The organism is Neorhizobium tomejilense, from assembly GCF_964254135.1.
GTDB lineage: Bacteria > Pseudomonadota > Alphaproteobacteria > Rhizobiales > Rhizobiaceae > Neorhizobium > Neorhizobium tomejilense.
In genome coordinates, this window is the sequence record NZ_CAXUSO020000001.1 from 2,178,441 (window position 1) to 2,197,706 (window position 19,266).

The window sequence follows — 19,266 nt, forward strand, 5'->3', positions numbered from 1 at the left end:
CCGCCTCAGAGCTTCTTGATCGTCACGGGCGCATCCGCCGCGACAGTCAGCCGGTTGACGAGCGGCAGTTTGAAAGGAGCCGCAGAAATCTCGAAAACGTCGCCCGGCTCCGTCTTGATCCCCTCGGAAAACGACAGCGTCGCCGTTCCGAAGAAATGGACATGCAGATCGCCCGGCTGGCGGAAGATATCGTATTTGAAATTATGATGTTCGAGGTTGGCGATCGTGTGCGACATGTTCGCCTCGCCCGAGAGGAACGGCTTTTCGAAGATCACCTCGTCGCCGCGCCGCACGAGTGACGTGCCTTCCACGTGATCCGGCAGGTCGCCGACCAGAAGTTCCGCGCCGAGTGCCGCTTGGCGCAGCTTGGAATGGGCGAGCCAGAGATAGTTGCCCTTCTCGGTTACGTGGTCGGAAAATTCGTTGGCGAGACAGAAGCCCAGCCGGAAGGGCGTACCGTCCGGACCGATGAGATAGATGCCCGCCAGTTCCGGTTCCTCGCCGCCATCGAGCGCGAAGGCCGGCGACACCAGATCGCTGCCGGTGGCGCGAAGCTGCGAGCCGTTGCCCTTGTAGAACCATTCCGGCTGCACGCCGGCCTCGCCGGGTTTCGGCTTGCCGCCTTCGACGCCCATCAGGAACATGCGCATCGAATCGGTCGGCTTTTCCGCCGCCTGTGCCGCCTTGTGCATCTTGTCGCGACCGTCGGCCGAGCCGAGATGCGTCAAACCGGTGCCGGCGACGATGAAATGTGCCGGGTCCGGATGGGTGATCGGCAGGCCAAGGCGCCCCTCGCCCGTGGCCTTTTCAAGATCGACGATATCGCCGAGACCAGCCGCTTCGATCCGCTGAGCCAATGTCTGGCCGGCGGCAATCGCTTGGCGGGCGAGGTCATAGGTTGACGAAACGCCGTTCACCGCCCTGGCAGCACCTTCGCCATCCCACGCGACAACAATAGACGCACCAGCGCCATCCAAGACCTGAAGAACCCGCAACATCGATTTAATCACCCAAATGCTTCCAATACCAACATGACGTCTCCTGTCGCCATGCCACTCCTCCCATCAGAACCATCAGGCCCGATGTAGTCATTAATACGACTATTGGATTGGCATCGGGCTTGTCAAGGAGGAGGAAAACCGCTTCCGGCAATCCAGATCTTTTTAAGAATGCCATTTATCCCAGGGATTCAATCGATTGTTGCCCTCGAAAGTGGCAGGATGCCGCCTTTCTTGAAATTTTTTCAAAAATAGCGCTTGAAAAAGTAATATTATATGCCAATCCTTGGGCCGTCAGTTCGCTTTATCATCTCTGGGAGGATTTAGGATGAAAAGAGCTCTCGCGGCAGCTGTAGCCGCTCTTACCCTATCGTTGGCATCCGGCGTTTCCGCCGCGTCCCTTACAGTCGGTTTCTCGCAGATCGGATCCGAATCCGGCTGGCGCGCCGCCGAAACCACGGTCACCAAGCAGGAAGCCGAAAAACGCGGCGTTACCCTGAAGTTCGCCGATGCGCAGCAGAAGCAGGAAAACCAGATCAAGGCGATCCGTGGCTTCATCGCCCAAAAGGTCGACGCGATCTTCATCGCACCGGTGGTCGCCACCGGCTGGGATGCGGTTCTCAAGGAAGCCAAGGAAGAGAAAATCCCGGTCATCCTGCTCGACCGCGACATCGACGCACCGAAGGACCTCTACCTGACGGCCGTTACGTCCGACCAGGTGTTCGAAGGCAAGGTCGCCGGCGACTGGCTGGTCAAGGAAATCGGCTCCAAGACCTGCAAGGTCGTGGAACTTCAGGGCACCACCGGTTCTTCGCCGGCCATTAACCGCAAGAAGGGTTTCGAACAGGCGCTCGCGGGCCATTCCAACATCAAGATTGCCCGCTCGCAGACCGGCGACTTCACCCGCACCAAGGGCAAGGAAGTCATGGAAAGCTTCATCAAGGCTGAAGGCGGCGGCAAGGATATCTGCGCGGTCTATGCCCATAACGACGACATGGCCGTCGGCGCCATCCAGGCGATCAAGGAAGCCGGCTTGAAGCCCGGTACCGACATCAAGGTCGTCTCGATCGACGCCGTGCCGGATATCTTCCAGGCGATGGCCAAGGGCGAAGCCAATGCGACGGTCGAGCTGACGCCGAACATGGCCGGCCCCGCCTTCGAAGCCCTCAATGCCTATCTCAAGGACAAGAAGGCTCCGCCGAAGTGGATCCAGACGGAATCGAAGCTCTACACCGCCAAAGATGACCCGATGAAGGTCTACGAAGCCAAGAAGGGTCTCGGTTACTGACCTCCCGCCGCCCGGCTCCACCTCATACCCCTTAGAGCCGGGCAACTCAGCAACCGGAGCGGTGCATCTCGCCGCTCCGGTTCTTCGATAGACGCGGGACTTTAGGCATGTCGGATACAAACTCACTTTTGGAAGCCCGGGGCATCGGCAAGGCCTTCCTCGGCATCACAGCGCTCGACGCCGTCGACTTCACGCTCGAGCGCGGCGAAATCCATGCGCTGCTCGGCGAAAACGGCGCCGGTAAATCGACCCTGATCAAGATCCTGACCGGGGTCTACAGCCGCGATCACGGCACCATGCGCCTCGACGGCGCGGAAGTGACGCCGGCCAGCGTCGCGGAGGCGCAAGGCCTCGGCATCGGCACCGTCTACCAGGAGGTCAATCTCCTCGAAAACCTGACAGTCGCTGAAAACCTCTTCCTCGGCCGCCAGCCGCGCCGTTTCGGCCTGATCGACCGCCGCGAAATGCGCCGCCGGTCCAAAGCATTGCTCGAACGCTACGGCCTCGATATCGATGTCGACGCCCTGCTCTCGTCCTATTCCGTTGCCGTCCGCCAGCTTGTCGCCATCGCCCGCGCCGTCGATTTGTCCGGCAAGGTCCTGGTGCTCGACGAGCCGACCGCCAGCCTCGACGCTCACGAGGTAGAGATGTTGTTTGTCGTCCTGCGCCGGCTGCGCGAGGAAGGCCTCGGCATCATCATCATCACTCATTTCCTCAACCAGGTTTATGCGGTCGCCGACCGTGTCACGGTCTTGCGCAACGGCCGGCTCGTCGGCACCCGCAAGCTCGCCGAACTGCCGCGGCTGGAGCTGATCTCGATGATGCTCGGCCGCGAGTTGCAGCACATCACCCGCGAGCATCAGGCCCAGGAAGAAACCATAGCCTCGACGGCCGAAGCACCGATCCGCTTCTCAGGCTACGGCAAGCGCGGCAGCGTCGCGCCTTTCGATCTGGATATCCGGCCCGGCGAAGTGGTCGGCGTTGCGGGTCTGCTCGGTTCCGGCCGCACCGAGACCGCCTTCCTGCTGTTCGGCATCGACCGTGCCGACAGCGGCACTGCGACCGTCGACAACCAGCAAGTCGCCCTCTCCTCTCCGGAAGCAGCGATTGCCAACGGCTTCGGCTTCTGCCCGGAAGAACGCAAGACGGACGGAATTATCGGCGATTTTTCCGTCGCGGATAATATCGCGCTTGCGGTGCAGGCCCGCCAGGGCTGGGCAAAACCGATCTCCTCGCGGGAGAAGGCAGCCCTTGCCGAAAGCTTCATCAAATCGCTGGATATCCGGCCGGCCGATGCCAACAGGCAGATGAAATTCCTCTCCGGCGGCAACCAGCAGAAGGCGATCCTCGCCCGCTGGCTGGCGACCGGACCCCGTCTGCTGATCCTCGACGAACCGACCCGCGGCATCGATATCGGCGCGCATGCGGAAATCCTGAAAATGATCGAAAAACTCTGCGCCGATGGCATGTCGCTGGTGGTCATCTCCTCGGAACTGGAGGAACTGACCGCCATCGCCCACCGTGTCGTCGTGCTTTCCGACCGCAAGCATATCGCCGAGCTCAAGGGCGACCAAGTGACGGCCGACAACATCATGCAGGCGATCGCAGCGCCGGCTCACACGGAGGCCGCATGATGGACCGCTTCACCCGCCGGCTGAAACGGCTGGCACCCCAGATCATCGCGCTTGCGGTCATCCTTGCCCTTATCACGGCAGTCGCACCCGGCTTCCTCAACGTTTCGTTCCAGAACGGCCGGCTCTACGGCAGCCTGATCGACATCCTGGTGCGCGCCGCCCCCGTCGCGCTGCTGACCATCGGCATGACGCTGGTCATCGCCACTCGCGGCATCGATCTATCGATCGGCGCCGTGATCGCCATCTGCGGCGCGGTGGCCGCGACGCTGATCGCACACGATTATCCGCTGCCGGTCGTGATCCTGATCTCGCTCGGCGTCGGCCTCCTCTGCGGCCTGTGGAACGGCGTGCTGGTCGCCCTGCTCGACATCCAGCCGATCATCGCCACGCTGATCCTGATGGTGGCCGGCCGCGGCATCGCCCAGCTGATCACCGAAGGCGTCATCCTCACCTTCAACAATGACAGCTTCGCAGCGCTCGGCTCCGGTTCGCTCGGCGGCATTCCGATCCCGATCCTTATCTGGGTCTGCGCCGCATTGATCATCGGCCTGCTGGTGCGCCGCTCCGCACTCGGCTTCCTGATCGAGGCGACCGGCATAAACCGCCGCGCCGCGACGCTTGCCGGCGTGCGCGCCCGTTTCCTGCTGTTCTTCGTCTATGCGATCTCCGGCATCTGCGCCGCCATCGCCGGCCTGATCGTCACCGCAGATATCCGCGGCGCCGATGCAAACAATGCCGGTCTCTGGCTTGAGCTCGACGCCATTCTCGCCGTGGTCATAGGCGGCACGTCTCTGAACGGCGGGCGTTTCTCCATCACCGCATCGCTGATCGGCGCGCTGATCATCCAGTCGATCAACACGGGCATCCTGGTCTCGGGTTTCCCACCGGAATTCAACCTGATCATCAAGGCCGGCATCATCATCGTCGTCCTGACCCTGCAGTCGCCGGCGATCATGGCGCTGTTCGGCTTCGTCAAGGCTTCGCGGCGCAAGGGCGAGACCGCATCCCGAGAGACATCCCACAAGGCGGAAGGAACGGTTCGATGATCCATACCCGCAACCTGCCCTTCGTCACCACGCTCGGCATCTTCGTGATCGCCTATGCCCTCTGCGTACTGCAGTTTCCGAACATGCTGTCGATGCGCGTCATCGGCAACCTTCTGACCGACAACGCCTTTCTCGGCATCGCCGCGGTCGGCATGACCTTCGTCATCCTGTCGGGCGGCATCGATCTGTCGATCGGCTCGGTGATCGCCTTTACCAGCGTTTTCGTCGCCGTCCTGGTCGGCTCCCTCGGCGTTCACCCGCTGATCGCCTTTGCGGCCGTCCTGGTCATCTCGACCCTTTTCGGCAGCCTGATGGGAGCGATGATCCGCTATCTCGGCATTCCGCCCTTCGTCGTCACTCTCGCGGGCATGTTTCTGGCCCGCGGTGCTGCCTACCTGATCTCGACGGAATCCGTGCCGATCAGCCACGAGATGATCGACACGATCCAGGGCTTCTACTTCCGCTTCCCGGGCGGCGGCCGTCTGACCATGCTTGCCATGCTGATGCTGCTGGTGTTCGTCGTCGGCGCCTTCGTCGCGGCTCGCACCCGCTTTGGCGCCAATGTCTATGCGATCGGCGGAAGCGAGCAGTCGGCCGAGCTGATGGGTGTCCCGGTCGGCTCCACGACGGTCGGCATCTATGCGCTGTCCGGCTTCCTCTCGGGCCTCGCCGGCATTGCCTACACACTCTATACCTCGTCAGGTTATTCGCTGGCGACGGTCGGCGTCGAACTCGACGCGATCGCGGCCGTCGTCATCGGCGGCACGTTGCTGACCGGCGGCGTCGGCCTGGTCGCGGGAACGTTCATCGGTATTCTGATCCAGGGCTTGATCCAGACCTACATCGTCTTCGACGGCACGCTGTCGTCGTGGTGGACGAAAATCGTCATTGGCATCCTGCTCTTCGTCTTCATTGTATTGCAGCGCGGAATCATCTGGTATTCAAACCGGCGACTGGCCGAGAGCCGGCTGAAGGAGATCTGAGTGGGACTTCTGGAAACGACGATCAGTGGGCGAAAGCGCCGCAGCAACCACGCGCATGTGGTGGCGGAGCTCGGCCGGGGGATCGTTTCCGGCAAGATCCCGGAAGGCTCCCTGCTGCCCGGCGACACCGAGCTTTCGGCCCGTTTCGGCGTGTCCCGCACGGTGTTGCGCGAATCCATGAAGACGCTCGCCGCCAAAAGGCTGGTCGAAGCCAAGGCCAAGGTCGGCACGCGCGTGCTCGACAAGGCCAGCTGGAACTTCTTCGACTCGGACGTGCTCGGCTGGCGTTTCGAATCCGGGCTGGATTTCGAATTCATCGAGCATCTCGCCGAAATGCGCATGGCGCTGGAACCGGCAGCGGCAGCAGCAGCAGCGCTGCGCGCCTCCAGCGACGACATCGTTGCGCTCTACGCGATCGCCGCGAAATTCGACGATCTCTCCCATACCCCGGAAACCATCGCCAAGGTGGACCTCGAATTCCACCTCGCCATCGCCCGCATGTCGGGCAATCCGTTCATGCGCTCGGCGAGCGCACTCATCGAGGCGGCGCTTGCCATTTCCTTCCAGCTCTCCTCGCCGGCCGCCTCGCCGGAAAAGATCGACGAGGTCGCCACCAACCATCTGAGGATCGCCCATGCGGTCGCCTCGCGTGATCCTGACAGGGCGATCTCCGCCATGCGGCACGTCATTGAGGTCGGCAAGGTCCGCATCGCCAACTCGTTCGAAGTGACCCTGCCGGCCTGAGACAGGTTATCTCGCTTCGAGCGAGATCATCAGGTTGGCGAGCAGGGCGGTGCGCGGCGCAACGCTGCTGACGAAGATATGCTCGTTGAACGTATGGGCGCCGGCCCCGTCTGCACCGAGCCCGTCGAGCGTCGGCACGCCGAGCGCTGCCGTGAAATTGCCGTCCGAGCCGCCGCCCGTCGTCATTCCTTCCAGCGCGATGCCAAGACCGTCGGCGATCTCTGCGGCAACATCGAAAAGGCGCCTGCCTTCATCCGACTGCGCAAAGGGTGGACGGTTCATCTGGCCGTCGATTTCAAAGGCGATATCCGGATCGACAGGCTTCATCGCCTCGATCTTGCCGGTGATCTCCCTGGCGATCACATCGTCGGGAACACGAACGTCAACCTGCAGACGGCATTCCGCCGGTACAGTGTTGCGGCCCGTCCCACCCTGGATCGTGCCGACCGTGACGGTAACGCCACGTTCGGTATCGTTGAGCGCCTCAAGCTCCAGAACCAGCCGGGCGGCGGCGCGAATGGCACTGCGACCATCCTGTGGCCTTGTACCGGCGTGCGAGGCATGCCCCCGCACAGTGACATCGTACATTGCGACCCCTTTGCGGGCGACGACGATCTTGCCGCCGTCGCGGGCGGGTTCCACCACCAGCGCATAACCTGCATTCTTCGCCGCCTCTTCCATGAAGGCGCGGGACGACAGGCTTCCCATCTCCTCGTCGGGCACGAAAATCAGGTCGATCGGCATCCTGCTGCCGTGCCTGACGGCGAGCTTCATCGCCTCGAGCGCCATCAGCGCGCCGGACTTCATGTCGTAGATGCCCGGGCCATAGAGTTTGTCCCCCTCCTGACGCAGCGGCAACTGGTTGTCGATCACGCCCACCGCATGCACGGTATCGAGATGCGCCAGTATCAAAACGGTCTTTTCGTTACTGCCGGCCGGGCGCGGCGAGCGGATCGCCAGGATGTCACCGAAACCGAGCGTGCCCGGCACCCGCTCCGTCTCCAGATCGGCCGCCTTGCCGATCGCCTCGACCCGATCCGCCAATATGTTGACAGCCGCAGCATTCGGCGTCGGCGTCTCGATCTCGACCCACTGCTTCAACTCGTCGATAAGAGCCTTGTCGTCGATGTCTTTGGCGGAAATGGCAAGCGTCATGGCAATAACCCTGGGCGTTCTTCGGCGGGGATGATGCCGCAGAAGTGCGGCCCGGCCACTATAGTCGGCCAAGCCAGGATCGCCAGACCCACTGCCGAGATGACCGGCAAAAATCGCAGGCGCCGCAGATGGGCACTATGTGACGAGCAGGGCCGGAAGATTTTCCGTCAGACTGTCAGTGCCTCGAAATGCTGGAGCATGCGGGCGGCATCCGGCTCCCGGCCGGTGAACAGCTGAAAGGCGCCGACTGCCTGGAAGACGGCCATGCCGCCGCCGTTCAGCACCTGGCAGCCGCGTTGCCTGGCAACGCTCAGCAGCTCGGTCTCTAGCGGGAAATAGACGATCTCCGCGACCCAGTGATGCGGCTGGAGAAGTTCCGGCGGCAGCGGCAGGCCCGGGTATTTCGCCATGCCGGTCGGCGTTGCATGGATGATGCCCGAGACGTCCTGCATCGCCGAAACGATATCCGATGATGCTTGTATCGAGACGTCTGGAAAGAGCACCGACATCGTTTGGGCAAGCTGCTCGGCCCGATCAGGCTCGCGATCGAACACCGTGAGTGTCTTGAGACCGAGGGACAGGATCGCGTAGGCCGTCGCAACGCCTGCGCCACCGGCGCCGATCTGAACCGCCGCGCTCAGATCGGCGCCCGGCAGACCGCGCCGGAAACTTTCGGCGAAACCCCACCAGTCGGTATTGTGGCCAAAACGCTTGCCATCCTTCAGCACCACCGTGTTGACGGCGCCGAGCGCCCTCGCCTCATCGGAGAGGTCGTCGAGATAGGGAATGACCAGTTGCTTGCAGGGGTGCGTGATGTTGAGGCCAATCAGCCCGCGTGCTTCCGCGTCATCGAGGAGATCAGGCAGGCTGCTGGGCGTCAGGCCGAGCAGATTAAGATCGATCAGCTCATATTCGTAGCGAAAGCCTTGGGCTGCGCCTTCCTTCATATGCATGGCCGGCGTCAGCGACGCCTGGATGCCGGCGCCGATCAGCCCGGCCTTCAAGGGTTTCAGCAATGTCTCGGCCATGGGTATCGCGCCTCGTTTCGGTGGAAGAGCCGGCCCGCCGGGAAGACGGGCCGGCGCGGATGTTACTTCTTGCGGACGGCGTCCAGTTCCTTGAAGAGCAGCGAAACAGTATCGGCCCCCACATCGGCGCTGAACTTGTCGATCAGCGGCTTCACGGCATCGCGGATCTTCTGGGTTTCGGCGGCGTTGAGTTCGGTGACCTGCATGCCGGTCTTCTTGATCTCGTCGAGCGCCTTGGCGTCCGCTTCGCGGGAAACCTTGCGCTGGAAGTCGCGGGCTTCGGTCGCGGCCGACTGGAGAATGCCCTTCTCCTCGTCGTTGAGGCCGTCCCAGAACTTCTTGCTGACCAGCACGATCTGCGGATTGTACTGGTGACGGGTGACCGTCAGGTACTTCTGCACTTCGTAGAACTTGGCGTTGATGATGTTGGCAAACGGATTTTCCTGGCCGTCGACCGTTCCGGTTTCAAGCGCGGTGTAGAGTTCCGTATAAGGGAGCGGCACCGCGTTGGCGCCGAGGCTGTTGAACAGCTCGATCGGGATCGGCGACTGCAGCGTGCGGATCTTCAGGCCCTTGATATCTTCGAGCTTGGTGACCGCGCGGCGATTATTGGTGAGGTTACGGAAGCCGAGTTCCCAATAGGCGAGACCGACGAGGCCGGTCGCCGGCAGCTTTTCGGAAAGGCTCTTGCCGAAGGCGCCGTCCATCACCTTGTCCGCTTCTTCCCCGCTGTTGAACAGGAACGGCAGGTCGACGGCGCCGAACGCCTTGACGTTGCTCGACAGGATGCCGGCATTCAGCACCAGCATCTCGACCACGCCGCCCTGCAGCGCGGAGACGGTCTGCACGTCGCCGCCGAGCACGCCGCCCGGAAACAGCTTGACGTCGATCTTGCCGCCGCTCTTCGCCTTGACTATCTCGGCGAATTTTTCCATGCCCGTGACCTGCGGATGGCCCTTGTTGTTGGCAGCCGCGAACTTCAGCGTATGCGCGCGGACTTCGGCGGATGCCGTGCCGGCAAACAGCATCACCGGCAAGGCGATCCCGAGCGCCAGTTTCATCATCTTGTTGAACATGCTTTCCTCCCACTGGTGGCCGGGGTCCCCCACGGCCGGTTGATATGCACTAGGTTGGCAGAAGCTTCCCGGCCTCAGCGCCCGAACCAGGCGACCGGCACGGTCACCAGTTGCGGGAAGAGGACGAGAAGGAAGAGAACGATCAGTTCGGCGATCAGGAAGGGCATCACGCCCTTCATCAGGTCTTCCATCGACAGCTTGGAGACGCCGCAGATGACGTTGAGCACAGTGCCCACCGGTGGCGTGATCAGGCCGATCGAGTTGTTGATGATAAAGAGCACGCCGAAATAGACCGGATCGATGCCCGCCTGCTTGATGATCGGCATCAGCACCGGCGTCATCACCAGAATGGTCGGCGTCATGTCCATCGCGGTACCGACCAGGACGATCAGCACCATGATCGCAAGCAGCAGCAGCGTCTGGTTGTCCATCAGCGGCTCCAGCAGAGCGACGAGATCGCCCGGCACGTCGGCAACCGTGATCAGCCAGGCCGAAACCGCAGCACAGGCGACCAGGAACATCACGACGGCGGTAATCTTCGCTGCCGCCACGAAGACGTTGAAGAGGTCGGACGGCGCAAGCTCGCGATAAACGACCATCGAGACGAACAGCGAATAGACGGCGGCGACGACGCCGGCTTCGGTCGGCGTGAACACGCCGAACTTCAGTCCGACGATGATGATGACCGGCAGCATCAGCGCCCAGATGCTGTCGACGAGCGCCTTGACGCGCACCTCGCGGCTCTGTCTCGGAGGCAGTTCGAACTGCTCCTTGCGGGCGACGATCAGCCAGGTGATGCAGAGCGCCAGCGCGATCAGCAGGCCGGGAACGATGCCGGCGAGGAAGAGCTTGGTGATCGAGACGCCGCCGATGACGCCATAGAGGATGAAGCCGATCGAAGGCGGGATGATCGGCCCGATGACCGAAGCCGATGCCAGCAGTCCGCCGGTCCGCGCCGGATCATGGCCCGATTTGATCATCATCGGATAAAGAAGCGCGCCGAGCGCGGCGGCGTCCGCCACCGCCGAACCCGAAAGGCTCGACAACACGCAGGCGGCGAAGATCGCCACGAAGCCGAGACCGCCGCGCACGTGGCCGACCAGGGCCATGGCGAGATTGACGATGCGCTTCGACAGGCCGCCGGTATTCATCACCTCGCCGGCCAGCAGGAAGAAGGGAACCGCCATCAGCGGAAAGCTGTCGGCGCCGTTCAGCACGTTCTGTGCGACGATCTGGGCGTCGAAAATGTCCATGTACATCATCAGCGCCACGCCGCTGAGGATGAGCGCAAAGGCGATCGGCACGCCGAGTGCCATGGGGCCGAGAAGGGCGCCGAGGAAAATAGTGAGCGTCATCGGTTTCTCCTCAGACCTTGGTGACGCCGGCGGCAACCGCGGCTTCCGGATGATGGTCGAGAGCCACTTCCTCCTCGCTGTCGCGCACCAGTTGGGCAGTCGCGATATCGATGCGGCCGGTGGCCACCTGGAAGGCGTCCCAGAGGATGATGAGGAAGGTCGGAACCCCGAAGGCAAGGCCGGCCCCGTAGAACCAGCCCATCGAAATGCCGGTTGCCGGCATGGTGGCGGGCAGGTTGATCAGCGTCTGCGTCCAGCTTCCGCTGATCAACAGCCATGTGGCGACGAGCATCAGCCCCTGCCCCATTAGCACGGCGATCCTGGCACTTGTCGGCGGCAGCCGCTTCAGAAGCGAATCGACACCGAGGTGGCCGTGTTCGCGCATCGCAACGACGCCACCGAGAAACGTCAGCCAGATGAAGAAGACCCGCGACAGCTCTTCCGAGACGGTGATCCCTTGGTTGAAGGCATAACGCAGCACGACATTGCCGAAGACAAGCACCACCATGCCTGCCAGAAGCAGGGCGATGACGACCTTCAGCGCGAAGAAATAGAAATCGATTATTCGTGTCACTTCCGGTCCTCCCAAGGCTTCCGTCACCGGATGTCGACAAGGGCCACCGCTGATACGGCTGTCCACTCGGTCCTTTGACAAGATAACCTCCGCCGGGACCGCCTCCTCAGGGATCGACCGGCAATCCGGATAAAATGTACGAACTAGTGCGTATGTCAAGCACCATCTATTGAAAGCCTCACACAGGCCCATTATGACTTTGGAACAAATGCGAAAATTCGATGTGGACAATCGGTTGTCCACAAGGCCTGTTTCTGTGAGCATGGCGGACGAAACGGTGAAGGCGGATTCGGGGATGGCGGCGAAACGCGAAAACGGCAGGAAAAACGATCCGCAGCGCACCCAGGAAGACATTCTGGATGTGGCGACGGAGGAATTCACGACCCATGGCCTTGCCGGCGGCCGCGTCGATGCGATCGCGGAGAAGACCCGCACCTCGAAGCGGATGATCTATTATTATTTCGGCAGCAAAGAGGGGCTCTATCTCGCCGTTCTCGAGCGGGCCTATCGCAAGATCCGCACGCTGGAAGAGGACCTGCAGCTTTCCAACCTGCCTCCGGAACAGGCGCTGCGGGTGCTGATCTCGACAACCTTCGAACATGACGAGGCCAATCCGGAATTCGTCCGGCTGGTCAGCATCGAGAACATCCACCACGCCGCACATATGCTGCGGTCCGAGGCGATCCGCGACCTGAACGTCTCGGTCATCGAGACCATTGCGGCGATCCTTGATCGCGGCGTCGCGGCCGGTGTATTTGCCCGGAAAGCCGATCCGATCGACATTCACATGCTGATCAGTGCCTTCTGCTTCTTCCGCGTCTCCAACCGTTATACGTTCGGAACGATCTTCCGCCGCGACCTTTCAGAACCGGCGACCATGGAGCGCCACAAGGACATGATCGCTGACGCGGTGATCAGCTACCTGAAGACTTAGCGAGCCGCCTTGTCGGGAAGGGCTCTGTCGGGATGGGCGTTGGCAAACGGTTTCAGTTCGGCGCAGCGGTCGGCGATCTCGACAAGTTTCGGGCAGGCCGAAAGATCGACGCTCCACCGCCGTGCATTGTAGACCTGCGGCACGAGGCAGATATCCGCCATCCCCGGCCGGTCGCCGTGACAGAATGTGCCGGTCGAAGGGGAATTAAGCAGTATCTCGAAGGCAGCAAGCCCTTCCCCGATGAACTTCTGCATCCAGGCCAGCCGGGCGTCGTCGCCACCGCCGGTCAGCGATAAAACATGGCCGACAACGTGCGTGTTGCAGACCGGATGGATTTCCATGGCGATGACGTAGGAAAGCGCCCTCACCCGCTGCCGCCCGACGGAATCGCCCGGCAGGAAGGCGCCGCCGCGCGTCTCGTCGAGATATTCGATCACCGCCAGCGATTGGGTGAAACTGTGGCCGTCGATTTCCACCACCGGCACCAGCCCCTGCGGGTTGCGGGCGAGATGTTCCTGCGAACTGTGCTCCTTGGCGAGGATGTCGACCGGAACCATGCGGAATGTTTCGGCCGCCATGTTGAGGGCGATCCTCAGCCGATAACTCGCCGAGGACCGCCAGTAGTCGTAGAGGACCGTATCGCTCATCCTGCCTTCTCGTATCTCGTCACGGTCTGCTCGATCGCACCGAAGATCGAATGACCCTTGTCGTCCTTCATTTCGATCCGCACCGTATCTCCAAAGTGCAGGAAAGGCGTCTTCGGAACGCCGAAGTTGATCGTCTCGATGGTGCGGATTTCCGCAATGCAGGAATAACCGGCTCCGCCATCGGCCACCGGCTTGCCGGGACCTCCGTCGAGCTTGTTGGAGACCGTGCCCGAACCGATGATCGTGCCGGCAATCAGCGGCCGCGTCTTTGCCGCATGGGCGATCAGCTGCGGGAAATCGAAGGTCATGTCGACGCCGGCATTGGCCCGGCCGAACGGCTTGCCGTTCAGATCGACCTTGAGCGGCAGGGAAAGCTTGCCGCCATCCCAGGCCGAACCCAGCTCATCGGGCGTGACCGCGACCGGAGAAAAAGCGGAGGACGGTTTCGACTGGAAGAAGCCGAAACCCTTTGCGAGTTCGGATGGGATCAGCCCGCGCAAGGATACGTCGTTGACGAGAAGCACGAGGCGGATCGCCTCCCGCGCCTCATCCACGGACGCCCCCATGGGCACGTCGCCTAGTATCACCGCTACCTCGCCCTCCATATCGGCGCCCCAGGCTTCGTTTTCGAGCAGGATCGGATCGCGAGGCCCGAGGAAACTGTCGGACCCGCCCTGGTAGATCAGTGGGTCGGTCCAGAAGCTCTCCGGCATGTCCGCATCGCGCGCCCGGCGCACCAGCTCGACGTGATTGACGTAAGCCGATCCGTCCGCCCACTGGTAGGCACGCGGCAGCGGCGATGCGGCGTCATGTTCGTGGAAACGGATGGTCGGCTGCGCACCGGTCTCGATACCCTCCGCGACCCGTTCAAGCCGCGGACCGACATAGGCCCAGTCGTCGAGCGCGGCCTGGAGGGTGCGGGCGATATGGCCGACCTCCGAGCACTTGGTCAGGTCTTTCGAGACGACGACCAGGCGGCCGTCGCGGGTGGAATCCTTCAGTGTCGCGAGCTTCATGAATGAGTGTTTCCCGTTTTATCGTTGGTATTGCTCCCAGAATGTGTGGAGATCGCGCAAGAAGGCAACCGTTATGTCGCGCCGCCTCACTTGATCCCCGGCGTACCGTCGAACTTTCGCTCGAGGCCTGACCAGCAATCCACGTAATTGTCCTGCAACGTCTCCAGATCCGCCGCGAATTTGGTGAGCTGCTGCGGGAAACGGGTTTCGAACATGAAGGCCATGGTGTTTTCGAGCTTGACGGGTTTCAGCTCGCCGTTCGAGGCCTTCTCGAAGCCGGTGAAATCCGGCCCGTGCGGCAGCATCATGTTGTGCAGGCTCATGCCGCCTGGCACGAAGCCCTCCTCCTTGGCATCGTAGCGGCCGTAGATCAGGCCCATGAACTCGCTCATGATGTTGCGGTGATACCAGGGCGGACGGAACGTATGCTCCGCCACCAGCCAGCGCGGCGGGAAAATCACGAAATCGACATTGGCCGTTCCCTCCTCTCCCGAGGGTGCGGTCAGAACCGTGAAGATCGACGGATCGGGGTGGTCGAAAAGAATGGCGCCGACCGGCGAAAAGGTGCGCAGGTCGTATTTGTACGGCGCGTAATTGCCGTGCCAGGCAACCACGTCGAGCGGCGAATGGCCGATCTCGGTGACATGGAACGAGCCGCACCATTTCACCTGCACCCGGCAGGGCGTCTCCTTGTCCTCGTAGGCCGCCACCGGCGTCTTGAAATCGCGCGGATTGGCAAGGCAGTTGGCGCCGATCGGCCCGCGATCCGGCAGGGTGAACTTGGCGCCGTAGTTCTCGCAGATATACCCGCGCCAGACTTTTTCCTCGCCGAGCCGGGTCACCTTGAACATGGTTCCGCGCGGGATGATGCAGATCTCCGAAGGCTCCAGATCCATCTTGCCAAGTTCGGTGAAAACCCGGATCGACCCCGTCTCCGGCACGATCATCATTTCGCCGTCGGCATTGAAGAAATAATCGTCCACCATGTCGGTGTTGAAGACATAGACATGCGCCGCCATGCCCGACTGGGAGAGCGCGTCGCCCGCAGTCGTCATAGTGCGGATGCCTTCGAGGAAGTTCAGCTGTTCCGTCGGCGCCGGCACAGGGCTCCAGCGAAGCTGGCCGAGCGCCAGCGAATGTTGGGCAACGTGGGGCGCGGTCTTCCACAGTGGATAGTCGATCTTCCTGAACCGGCCGGTGTGGCGCACGCTCGGTCGGATGCGATAGAGCCAGGAACGCTCGTTGGTGCCGCGCGGCGCGGTGAAAGGCGAACCGGAGAGCTGTTCCGCATAAAGCCCGTAATTGCATCTCTGCGGGCTGTTCTGCCCCTGCGGCAATGCGCCGGGTAGGCTCTCGGTTTCGAAATCGTTGCCGAAACCCGGCATATAGCCGAGCGTTTCGGCATTCGCCCCGGTAAACTGCGTGGCGTTCGGATCGATCTTGTCCAGCATGGCTTGTTTCCTCCCATGATGACGATATGGTTGCAAACGTAACCATTATTTTTGTAACCATCAACGCCCGATCAACGCCATGACGACCGATAGTTTCGAACTCGAACAGTTCCTCCCCTACAGGCTCAACCGCGCCGCCGAATTCGTCGGCCTGCGCTTCGCCGCGCATTACAAGGCGAAATACGGACTGACCCGGCCGGAATGGCGCACGCTTGCGGCACTCGGCAGTTCGGGCCGCATGACCTCGAAAGCCGTCGGCGGGCATTCCTCCATGCACAAGACCAAGGTCAGCCGTGCCGTCTTCGCGCTCGAACAACGCCGCTGGCTGAAGCGCAGTCAGGACGAAGCGGACCGGCGTCTCGAACACCTGGAACTGACCCCCGCCGGGCAGCAAGCCTATCGGGAGTTGATCGAGCTCGCCCGCCGCTATCAGACTGAACTGGAGGCGGAAGTCGGCGGGAGCGGCATCGAGGCTTTGTCGACCGGTCTAGCGGCAATCGAGCAGGTCATCCGCCGCTCGGGCAAAGGAACCCTGCCGGAGCCGGACGATATTCAAGCCTTGGCAGGCTTTTGAATCGGAATCCCACCAAAATCCTTCAACACGCTGAGAACAATCGATGTTTTGACATGCTGCACGCTCTCATGCGGCAACAGTATGTCGTTGACGAAATGGGATAGGCCCGCGAGATCGCGTGTCACCACCTTCAGGTGATAGTCCATCTCGCCGGTCAGCGAGAAACACTCCAGCACTTCCGGCAGGTCCTCGACAAGACGTGCGAACCGCTTGGCGTTGTCGCGGTTATGGGTAGCGAGCGTCACGGCGATCACGACCAGGAGGTCGAGGCCGAGTTTCTGGCGGTTGAGATGTGCCCGATAGGTCTGAATGAACCCCTCGCCCTCGAGCCGCGCCCGGCGGCGCGAACATTGTGACGGGGAGAGCGCGACGAGTTCCGACAATTCGTTATTGGTCAGCCGCCCGTCGGTCTGCAGATGGTTCAAGATCTTCAGGTCATATCCGTCCAGCGCGTCCATCGTGCATGCAACTCCTCAAATCCGCACGTTTCATGCACAAATCGAGCAGAACCTCGCCAATATTGCAAGCACAATGCGCCTCTCCTGCATCATCATGATGATCGAATGACAGGAGGAGTTTGCCATGGGTCCTTTCCCGCACGACGCACCGGTTTCTGAGATCACCACTGACAACCCGGCCGGCACCGACGGTTTCGAATTCGTCGAATTCGCCCATCCGGAGCCGCAGAAGCTCGAAGAGCTGTTCACCAGCATGGGCTACAGGCCGGTGGCGAAGCACAGGACGAAGAACATCACCGTCTGGCGCCAGGGCGACATCAATTACATCGTCAATGCCGAGCCGGGCAGCCATGCCATGCGCTTCGTCGACGAGCACGGCCCGTGTGCGCCGGCCATGGCCTGGCGCGTCGTCGATGCCAAACACGCCTTTGACCACGCGGTCGCCAAGGGTGCGACGCCTTATGAGGGCAAGGACAAGACGCTCGACGTGCCGGCCATCGTCGGCATCGGCGGTTCGCTTCTCTATTTCATCGAGACCTACGGCGAGAAGGGGTCGGCCTATGAGGCCGAATTCGAGTGGCTGGGCGAGCGCAACCCCAGGCCCGAAGGCGTCGGTTTCTATTACCTCGACCACCTGACCCACAATGTCTATCGCGGCAACATGGACAAGTGGTGGGACTTCTACCGCGAGCTCTTCAATTTCAAGCAGATCCACTTCTTCAACATCGACGGCCGCATCACCGGCCTGGTGAGCCGGGCGATCACCTCGCCCTGCGGCAAGATCCGCATCCCGCTGAACGAGTCCAAGGACGAGACCAGCCAGATCGAGGAATTCCTGAAGAAGTACAAGGGCGAAGGCATCCAGCACATCGCGGTCGGCACAGACGGCATTTACGAAGCGACCGACAAGCTCGCCGAAAACGGGCTCAAATTCATGCCCGGCCCGCCGGACACCTATTATGAAAAGTCCGGCGCCCGCGTGCACGACCACAACGAACCGATCGACCGCATGAAGAAACACGGCATCCTCATCGATGGCGAAGGCGTGGTCGATGGCGGCACGACCAAGATCCTGCTGCAGATCTTCTCGAAAACGGTGATCGGCCCGATCTTTTTCGAGTTCATCCAGCGCAAGGGCGACGAAGGATTTGGCGAAGGCAATTTCCGCGCCCTCTTCGAGTCCATCGAGGAAGACCAGATCCGCCGCGGCGTCCTGAAACCGCAGCAAGCCGCCGAATAAAAGAGCGGCTCCGGAGGGCGCGAGGTCCGGCGGTCATTCCGCCGGGCTTTTCGTGCCGGAAGCTCTGCCGGTTCAAGGATTGATCGGGAAAACCTCGCCATGGGTGGCGACGTGGAATTTGCCTTCCGGCGTCACCCAGCCGCGGAACATGCCGTCCGTGTTGTAAGGCGCGGTGATCGAGCCGTCGGCGCCGACCGCCACCAGCCCAGCGCCGATATCATGCTGCTTCAGGTCCTCCTGGATGACCTTTGCGGCGGCCTTCTCAAGGCTCTCGCCGAGATAGGAGACGCGGGCCGCCACTTCATGGCCGACGGCATAACGCATGAAATATTCGCCCTTGCCGGTGCCGGAAACGGCGCAGGCCCCGTCCCGTGCATAGGTTCCGGCCCCGATGATCGGCGTGTCCCCGATGCGACCTTCCGGCTTGTTGTTGTAGCCGCCGGTCGAGGTCGCCGCCGCCAGATGCCCGGCGCCGTCAAGCGCCACGGCACCGACCGTGCCGTGCTTTTCAGACTCGCTGGCTTTCGCCGCTGTGCCCGCCGCCGCATGCGCCTTCATCGCCGCCAGTGCCTTGATGCGGCGTTCGGTGGTGAAATAGTCCGGCTCGACCATATCGAGCCCCGCCTTGCGGGCGAAATCGTCTGCCGCATCGCCGCCAAGCAGGATCGCATCGCCGTCTTCCATGATCTTGCGGGCCGCCTTGATCGGATTGCGGATACGCCGAACCAGCGTCACCGCGCCGGCTTCGAGCGTGCGCCCGTCCATGATCGAAGCGTCGAGCTCGTGTTTGCCGTTGGTGTTGAGGGCCGCGCCGTAACCGGCGTTGAAATGCGGAGAATCCTCCATGACAACCACGGCCGCCTGCACCGCGTCGAGTGCTGCACCGCCTGCCGTCAGGACTTCCCAGCCGGCTTTCAGCGCCCGTCCGAGATCGACACGCGCAGCCGCCCACTCCTCGTCGCTCAGGTCGAGCTTTGCCATGACGCCGCAGCCGCCGTGGATCGCCAGCGCAATCTTTCCCATCGGTCCTTCTCCCGTCCGAACTTGAAGTTTTCGGAAAAACGG

Annotated in this window: 19 protein-coding genes; 8 read left to right on the forward strand and 11 right to left on the reverse strand. The window is 62.0% G+C overall.

The window, feature by feature from the left end; all coding sequences use genetic code 11:
* Positions 1 to 5: 5 nt before the first annotated feature.
* Positions 6 to 998: an AraD1 family protein gene (gene araD1, locus ACSQ3G_RS11100; protein ID WP_436110069.1), complete on the reverse strand. Its 993-nt coding sequence runs from the start codon at positions 996 to 998 to the stop codon at positions 6 to 8.
* 328 nt (positions 999 to 1,326) lie between these two features.
* Here araD1 and ytfQ point away from each other — a divergent pair, with 328 nt between their 5' ends.
* From ytfQ to ACSQ3G_RS11125, 5 genes are all read left to right on the forward strand, one after another.
* On the forward strand, positions 1,327 to 2,286 hold the full coding sequence (gene ytfQ / locus ACSQ3G_RS11105) for a galactofuranose ABC transporter, galactofuranose-binding protein YtfQ (RefSeq protein WP_046667494.1): 960 nt from the start codon (positions 1,327 to 1,329) through the stop codon (positions 2,284 to 2,286).
* Positions 2,287 to 2,393: 107 nt separating this feature from the next.
* Complete coding sequence (locus ACSQ3G_RS11110) at positions 2,394 to 3,920, forward strand: sugar ABC transporter ATP-binding protein (RefSeq protein ID WP_436110070.1); 1,527 nt, start codon at positions 2,394 to 2,396, stop codon at positions 3,918 to 3,920.
* Positions 3,917 to 4,966, forward strand: coding sequence for an ABC transporter permease (locus tag ACSQ3G_RS11115; RefSeq protein ID WP_436110071.1), 1,050 nt, complete (start codon positions 3,917 to 3,919; stop codon positions 4,964 to 4,966). The genes ACSQ3G_RS11110 and ACSQ3G_RS11115 overlap by 4 nt, the downstream gene beginning before the upstream one ends.
* Positions 4,963 to 5,949 (forward strand): galactofuranose ABC transporter, permease protein YjfF, encoded by a 987-nt coding sequence (gene yjfF, locus ACSQ3G_RS11120; RefSeq protein ID WP_105400686.1) that lies wholly within the window; start codon positions 4,963 to 4,965, stop codon positions 5,947 to 5,949. Before ACSQ3G_RS11115 ends, yjfF begins: the two co-directional genes overlap by 4 nt.
* Positions 5,950 to 6,693, forward strand: coding sequence for a FadR/GntR family transcriptional regulator (locus ACSQ3G_RS11125; RefSeq protein WP_105400685.1), 744 nt, complete (start codon positions 5,950 to 5,952; stop codon positions 6,691 to 6,693).
* A 6-nt stretch (positions 6,694 to 6,699) separates the two neighbouring features.
* Here ACSQ3G_RS11125 and ACSQ3G_RS11130 read toward each other — a convergent pair whose 3' ends face one another.
* The 5 genes from ACSQ3G_RS11130 to ACSQ3G_RS11150 all read right to left on the reverse strand — a co-directional run bounded on the left by ACSQ3G_RS11130 (position 6,700) and on the right by ACSQ3G_RS11150 (position 11,881).
* The gene (locus ACSQ3G_RS11130; protein ID WP_436110072.1) at positions 6,700 to 7,848 is read right to left on the reverse strand and encodes a M20 family metallopeptidase; all 1,149 of its coding nucleotides are present in this window, start codon (positions 7,846 to 7,848) and stop codon (positions 6,700 to 6,702) included.
* 167 nt (positions 7,849 to 8,015) lie between these two features.
* Positions 8,016 to 8,876: a shikimate dehydrogenase gene (locus tag ACSQ3G_RS11135; protein ID WP_436110073.1), complete on the reverse strand. Its 861-nt coding sequence runs from the start codon at positions 8,874 to 8,876 to the stop codon at positions 8,016 to 8,018.
* A 62-nt stretch (positions 8,877 to 8,938) separates the two neighbouring features.
* Positions 8,939 to 9,952, reverse strand: a complete 1,014-nt coding sequence (locus ACSQ3G_RS11140; RefSeq protein ID WP_436110074.1) for a TRAP transporter substrate-binding protein — start codon at positions 9,950 to 9,952, stop codon at positions 8,939 to 8,941.
* 74 nt (positions 9,953 to 10,026) lie between these two features.
* The gene (locus tag ACSQ3G_RS11145; RefSeq protein ID WP_436110075.1) at positions 10,027 to 11,307 is read right to left on the reverse strand and encodes a TRAP transporter large permease; all 1,281 of its coding nucleotides are present in this window, start codon (positions 11,305 to 11,307) and stop codon (positions 10,027 to 10,029) included.
* Positions 11,308 to 11,317: 10 nt separating this feature from the next.
* On the reverse strand, positions 11,318 to 11,881 hold the full coding sequence (locus ACSQ3G_RS11150; RefSeq protein WP_105415463.1) for a TRAP transporter small permease: 564 nt from the start codon (positions 11,879 to 11,881) through the stop codon (positions 11,318 to 11,320).
* Between the two features lie 295 nt (positions 11,882 to 12,176).
* Between ACSQ3G_RS11150 and ACSQ3G_RS11155 the strand changes: the two genes are divergently transcribed.
* On the forward strand, positions 12,177 to 12,815 hold the full coding sequence (locus ACSQ3G_RS11155) for a TetR/AcrR family transcriptional regulator (RefSeq protein WP_436110076.1): 639 nt from the start codon (positions 12,177 to 12,179) through the stop codon (positions 12,813 to 12,815).
* Here the strand turns inward: ACSQ3G_RS11155 and maiA are convergent.
* From maiA to hmgA, 3 genes are all read right to left on the reverse strand, one after another.
* Positions 12,812 to 13,462, reverse strand: coding sequence for a maleylacetoacetate isomerase (maiA, locus tag ACSQ3G_RS11160; protein WP_436110077.1), 651 nt, complete (start codon positions 13,460 to 13,462; stop codon positions 12,812 to 12,814). The genes ACSQ3G_RS11155 and maiA overlap by 4 nt on opposite strands.
* On the reverse strand, positions 13,459 to 14,478 hold the full coding sequence (locus ACSQ3G_RS11165) for a fumarylacetoacetate hydrolase family protein (protein ID WP_250810385.1): 1,020 nt from the start codon (positions 14,476 to 14,478) through the stop codon (positions 13,459 to 13,461). Before ACSQ3G_RS11165 ends, maiA begins: the two co-directional genes overlap by 4 nt.
* A gap of 86 nt (positions 14,479 to 14,564) precedes the next feature.
* Positions 14,565 to 15,929: a homogentisate 1,2-dioxygenase gene (gene hmgA / locus ACSQ3G_RS11170; RefSeq protein ID WP_436110078.1), complete on the reverse strand. Its 1,365-nt coding sequence runs from the start codon at positions 15,927 to 15,929 to the stop codon at positions 14,565 to 14,567.
* Between the two features lie 79 nt (positions 15,930 to 16,008).
* Between hmgA and ACSQ3G_RS11175 the strand changes: the two genes are divergently transcribed.
* Positions 16,009 to 16,503: a MarR family winged helix-turn-helix transcriptional regulator gene (locus ACSQ3G_RS11175; protein WP_436110079.1), complete on the forward strand. Its 495-nt coding sequence runs from the start codon at positions 16,009 to 16,011 to the stop codon at positions 16,501 to 16,503.
* Here the strand turns inward: ACSQ3G_RS11175 and ACSQ3G_RS11180 are convergent.
* A complete protein-coding gene (locus ACSQ3G_RS11180; RefSeq protein WP_436110080.1) occupies positions 16,482 to 16,961 on the reverse strand; it encodes an Lrp/AsnC family transcriptional regulator in 480 nt (159 codons plus the stop codon). The two genes, ACSQ3G_RS11175 and ACSQ3G_RS11180, sit on opposite strands and share 22 nt — an antisense overlap.
* Positions 16,962 to 17,085: 124 nt before the next feature.
* On the opposite strand from ACSQ3G_RS11180, the gene hppD reads away from it, so the two are divergent.
* Positions 17,086 to 18,201 carry a 4-hydroxyphenylpyruvate dioxygenase gene (gene hppD / locus ACSQ3G_RS11185; protein WP_436110081.1) on the forward strand — a complete coding sequence of 372 codons (1,116 nt, stop codon included), beginning with the start codon at positions 17,086 to 17,088 and terminating at the stop codon, positions 18,199 to 18,201.
* Positions 18,202 to 18,273: 72 nt separating this feature from the next.
* On the opposite strand, the gene ACSQ3G_RS11190 is transcribed toward hppD, so the two are convergent.
* Positions 18,274 to 19,224: an isoaspartyl peptidase/L-asparaginase family protein gene (locus tag ACSQ3G_RS11190; protein ID WP_436110082.1), complete on the reverse strand. Its 951-nt coding sequence runs from the start codon at positions 19,222 to 19,224 to the stop codon at positions 18,274 to 18,276.
* Positions 19,225 to 19,266 lie beyond the last annotated feature (42 nt).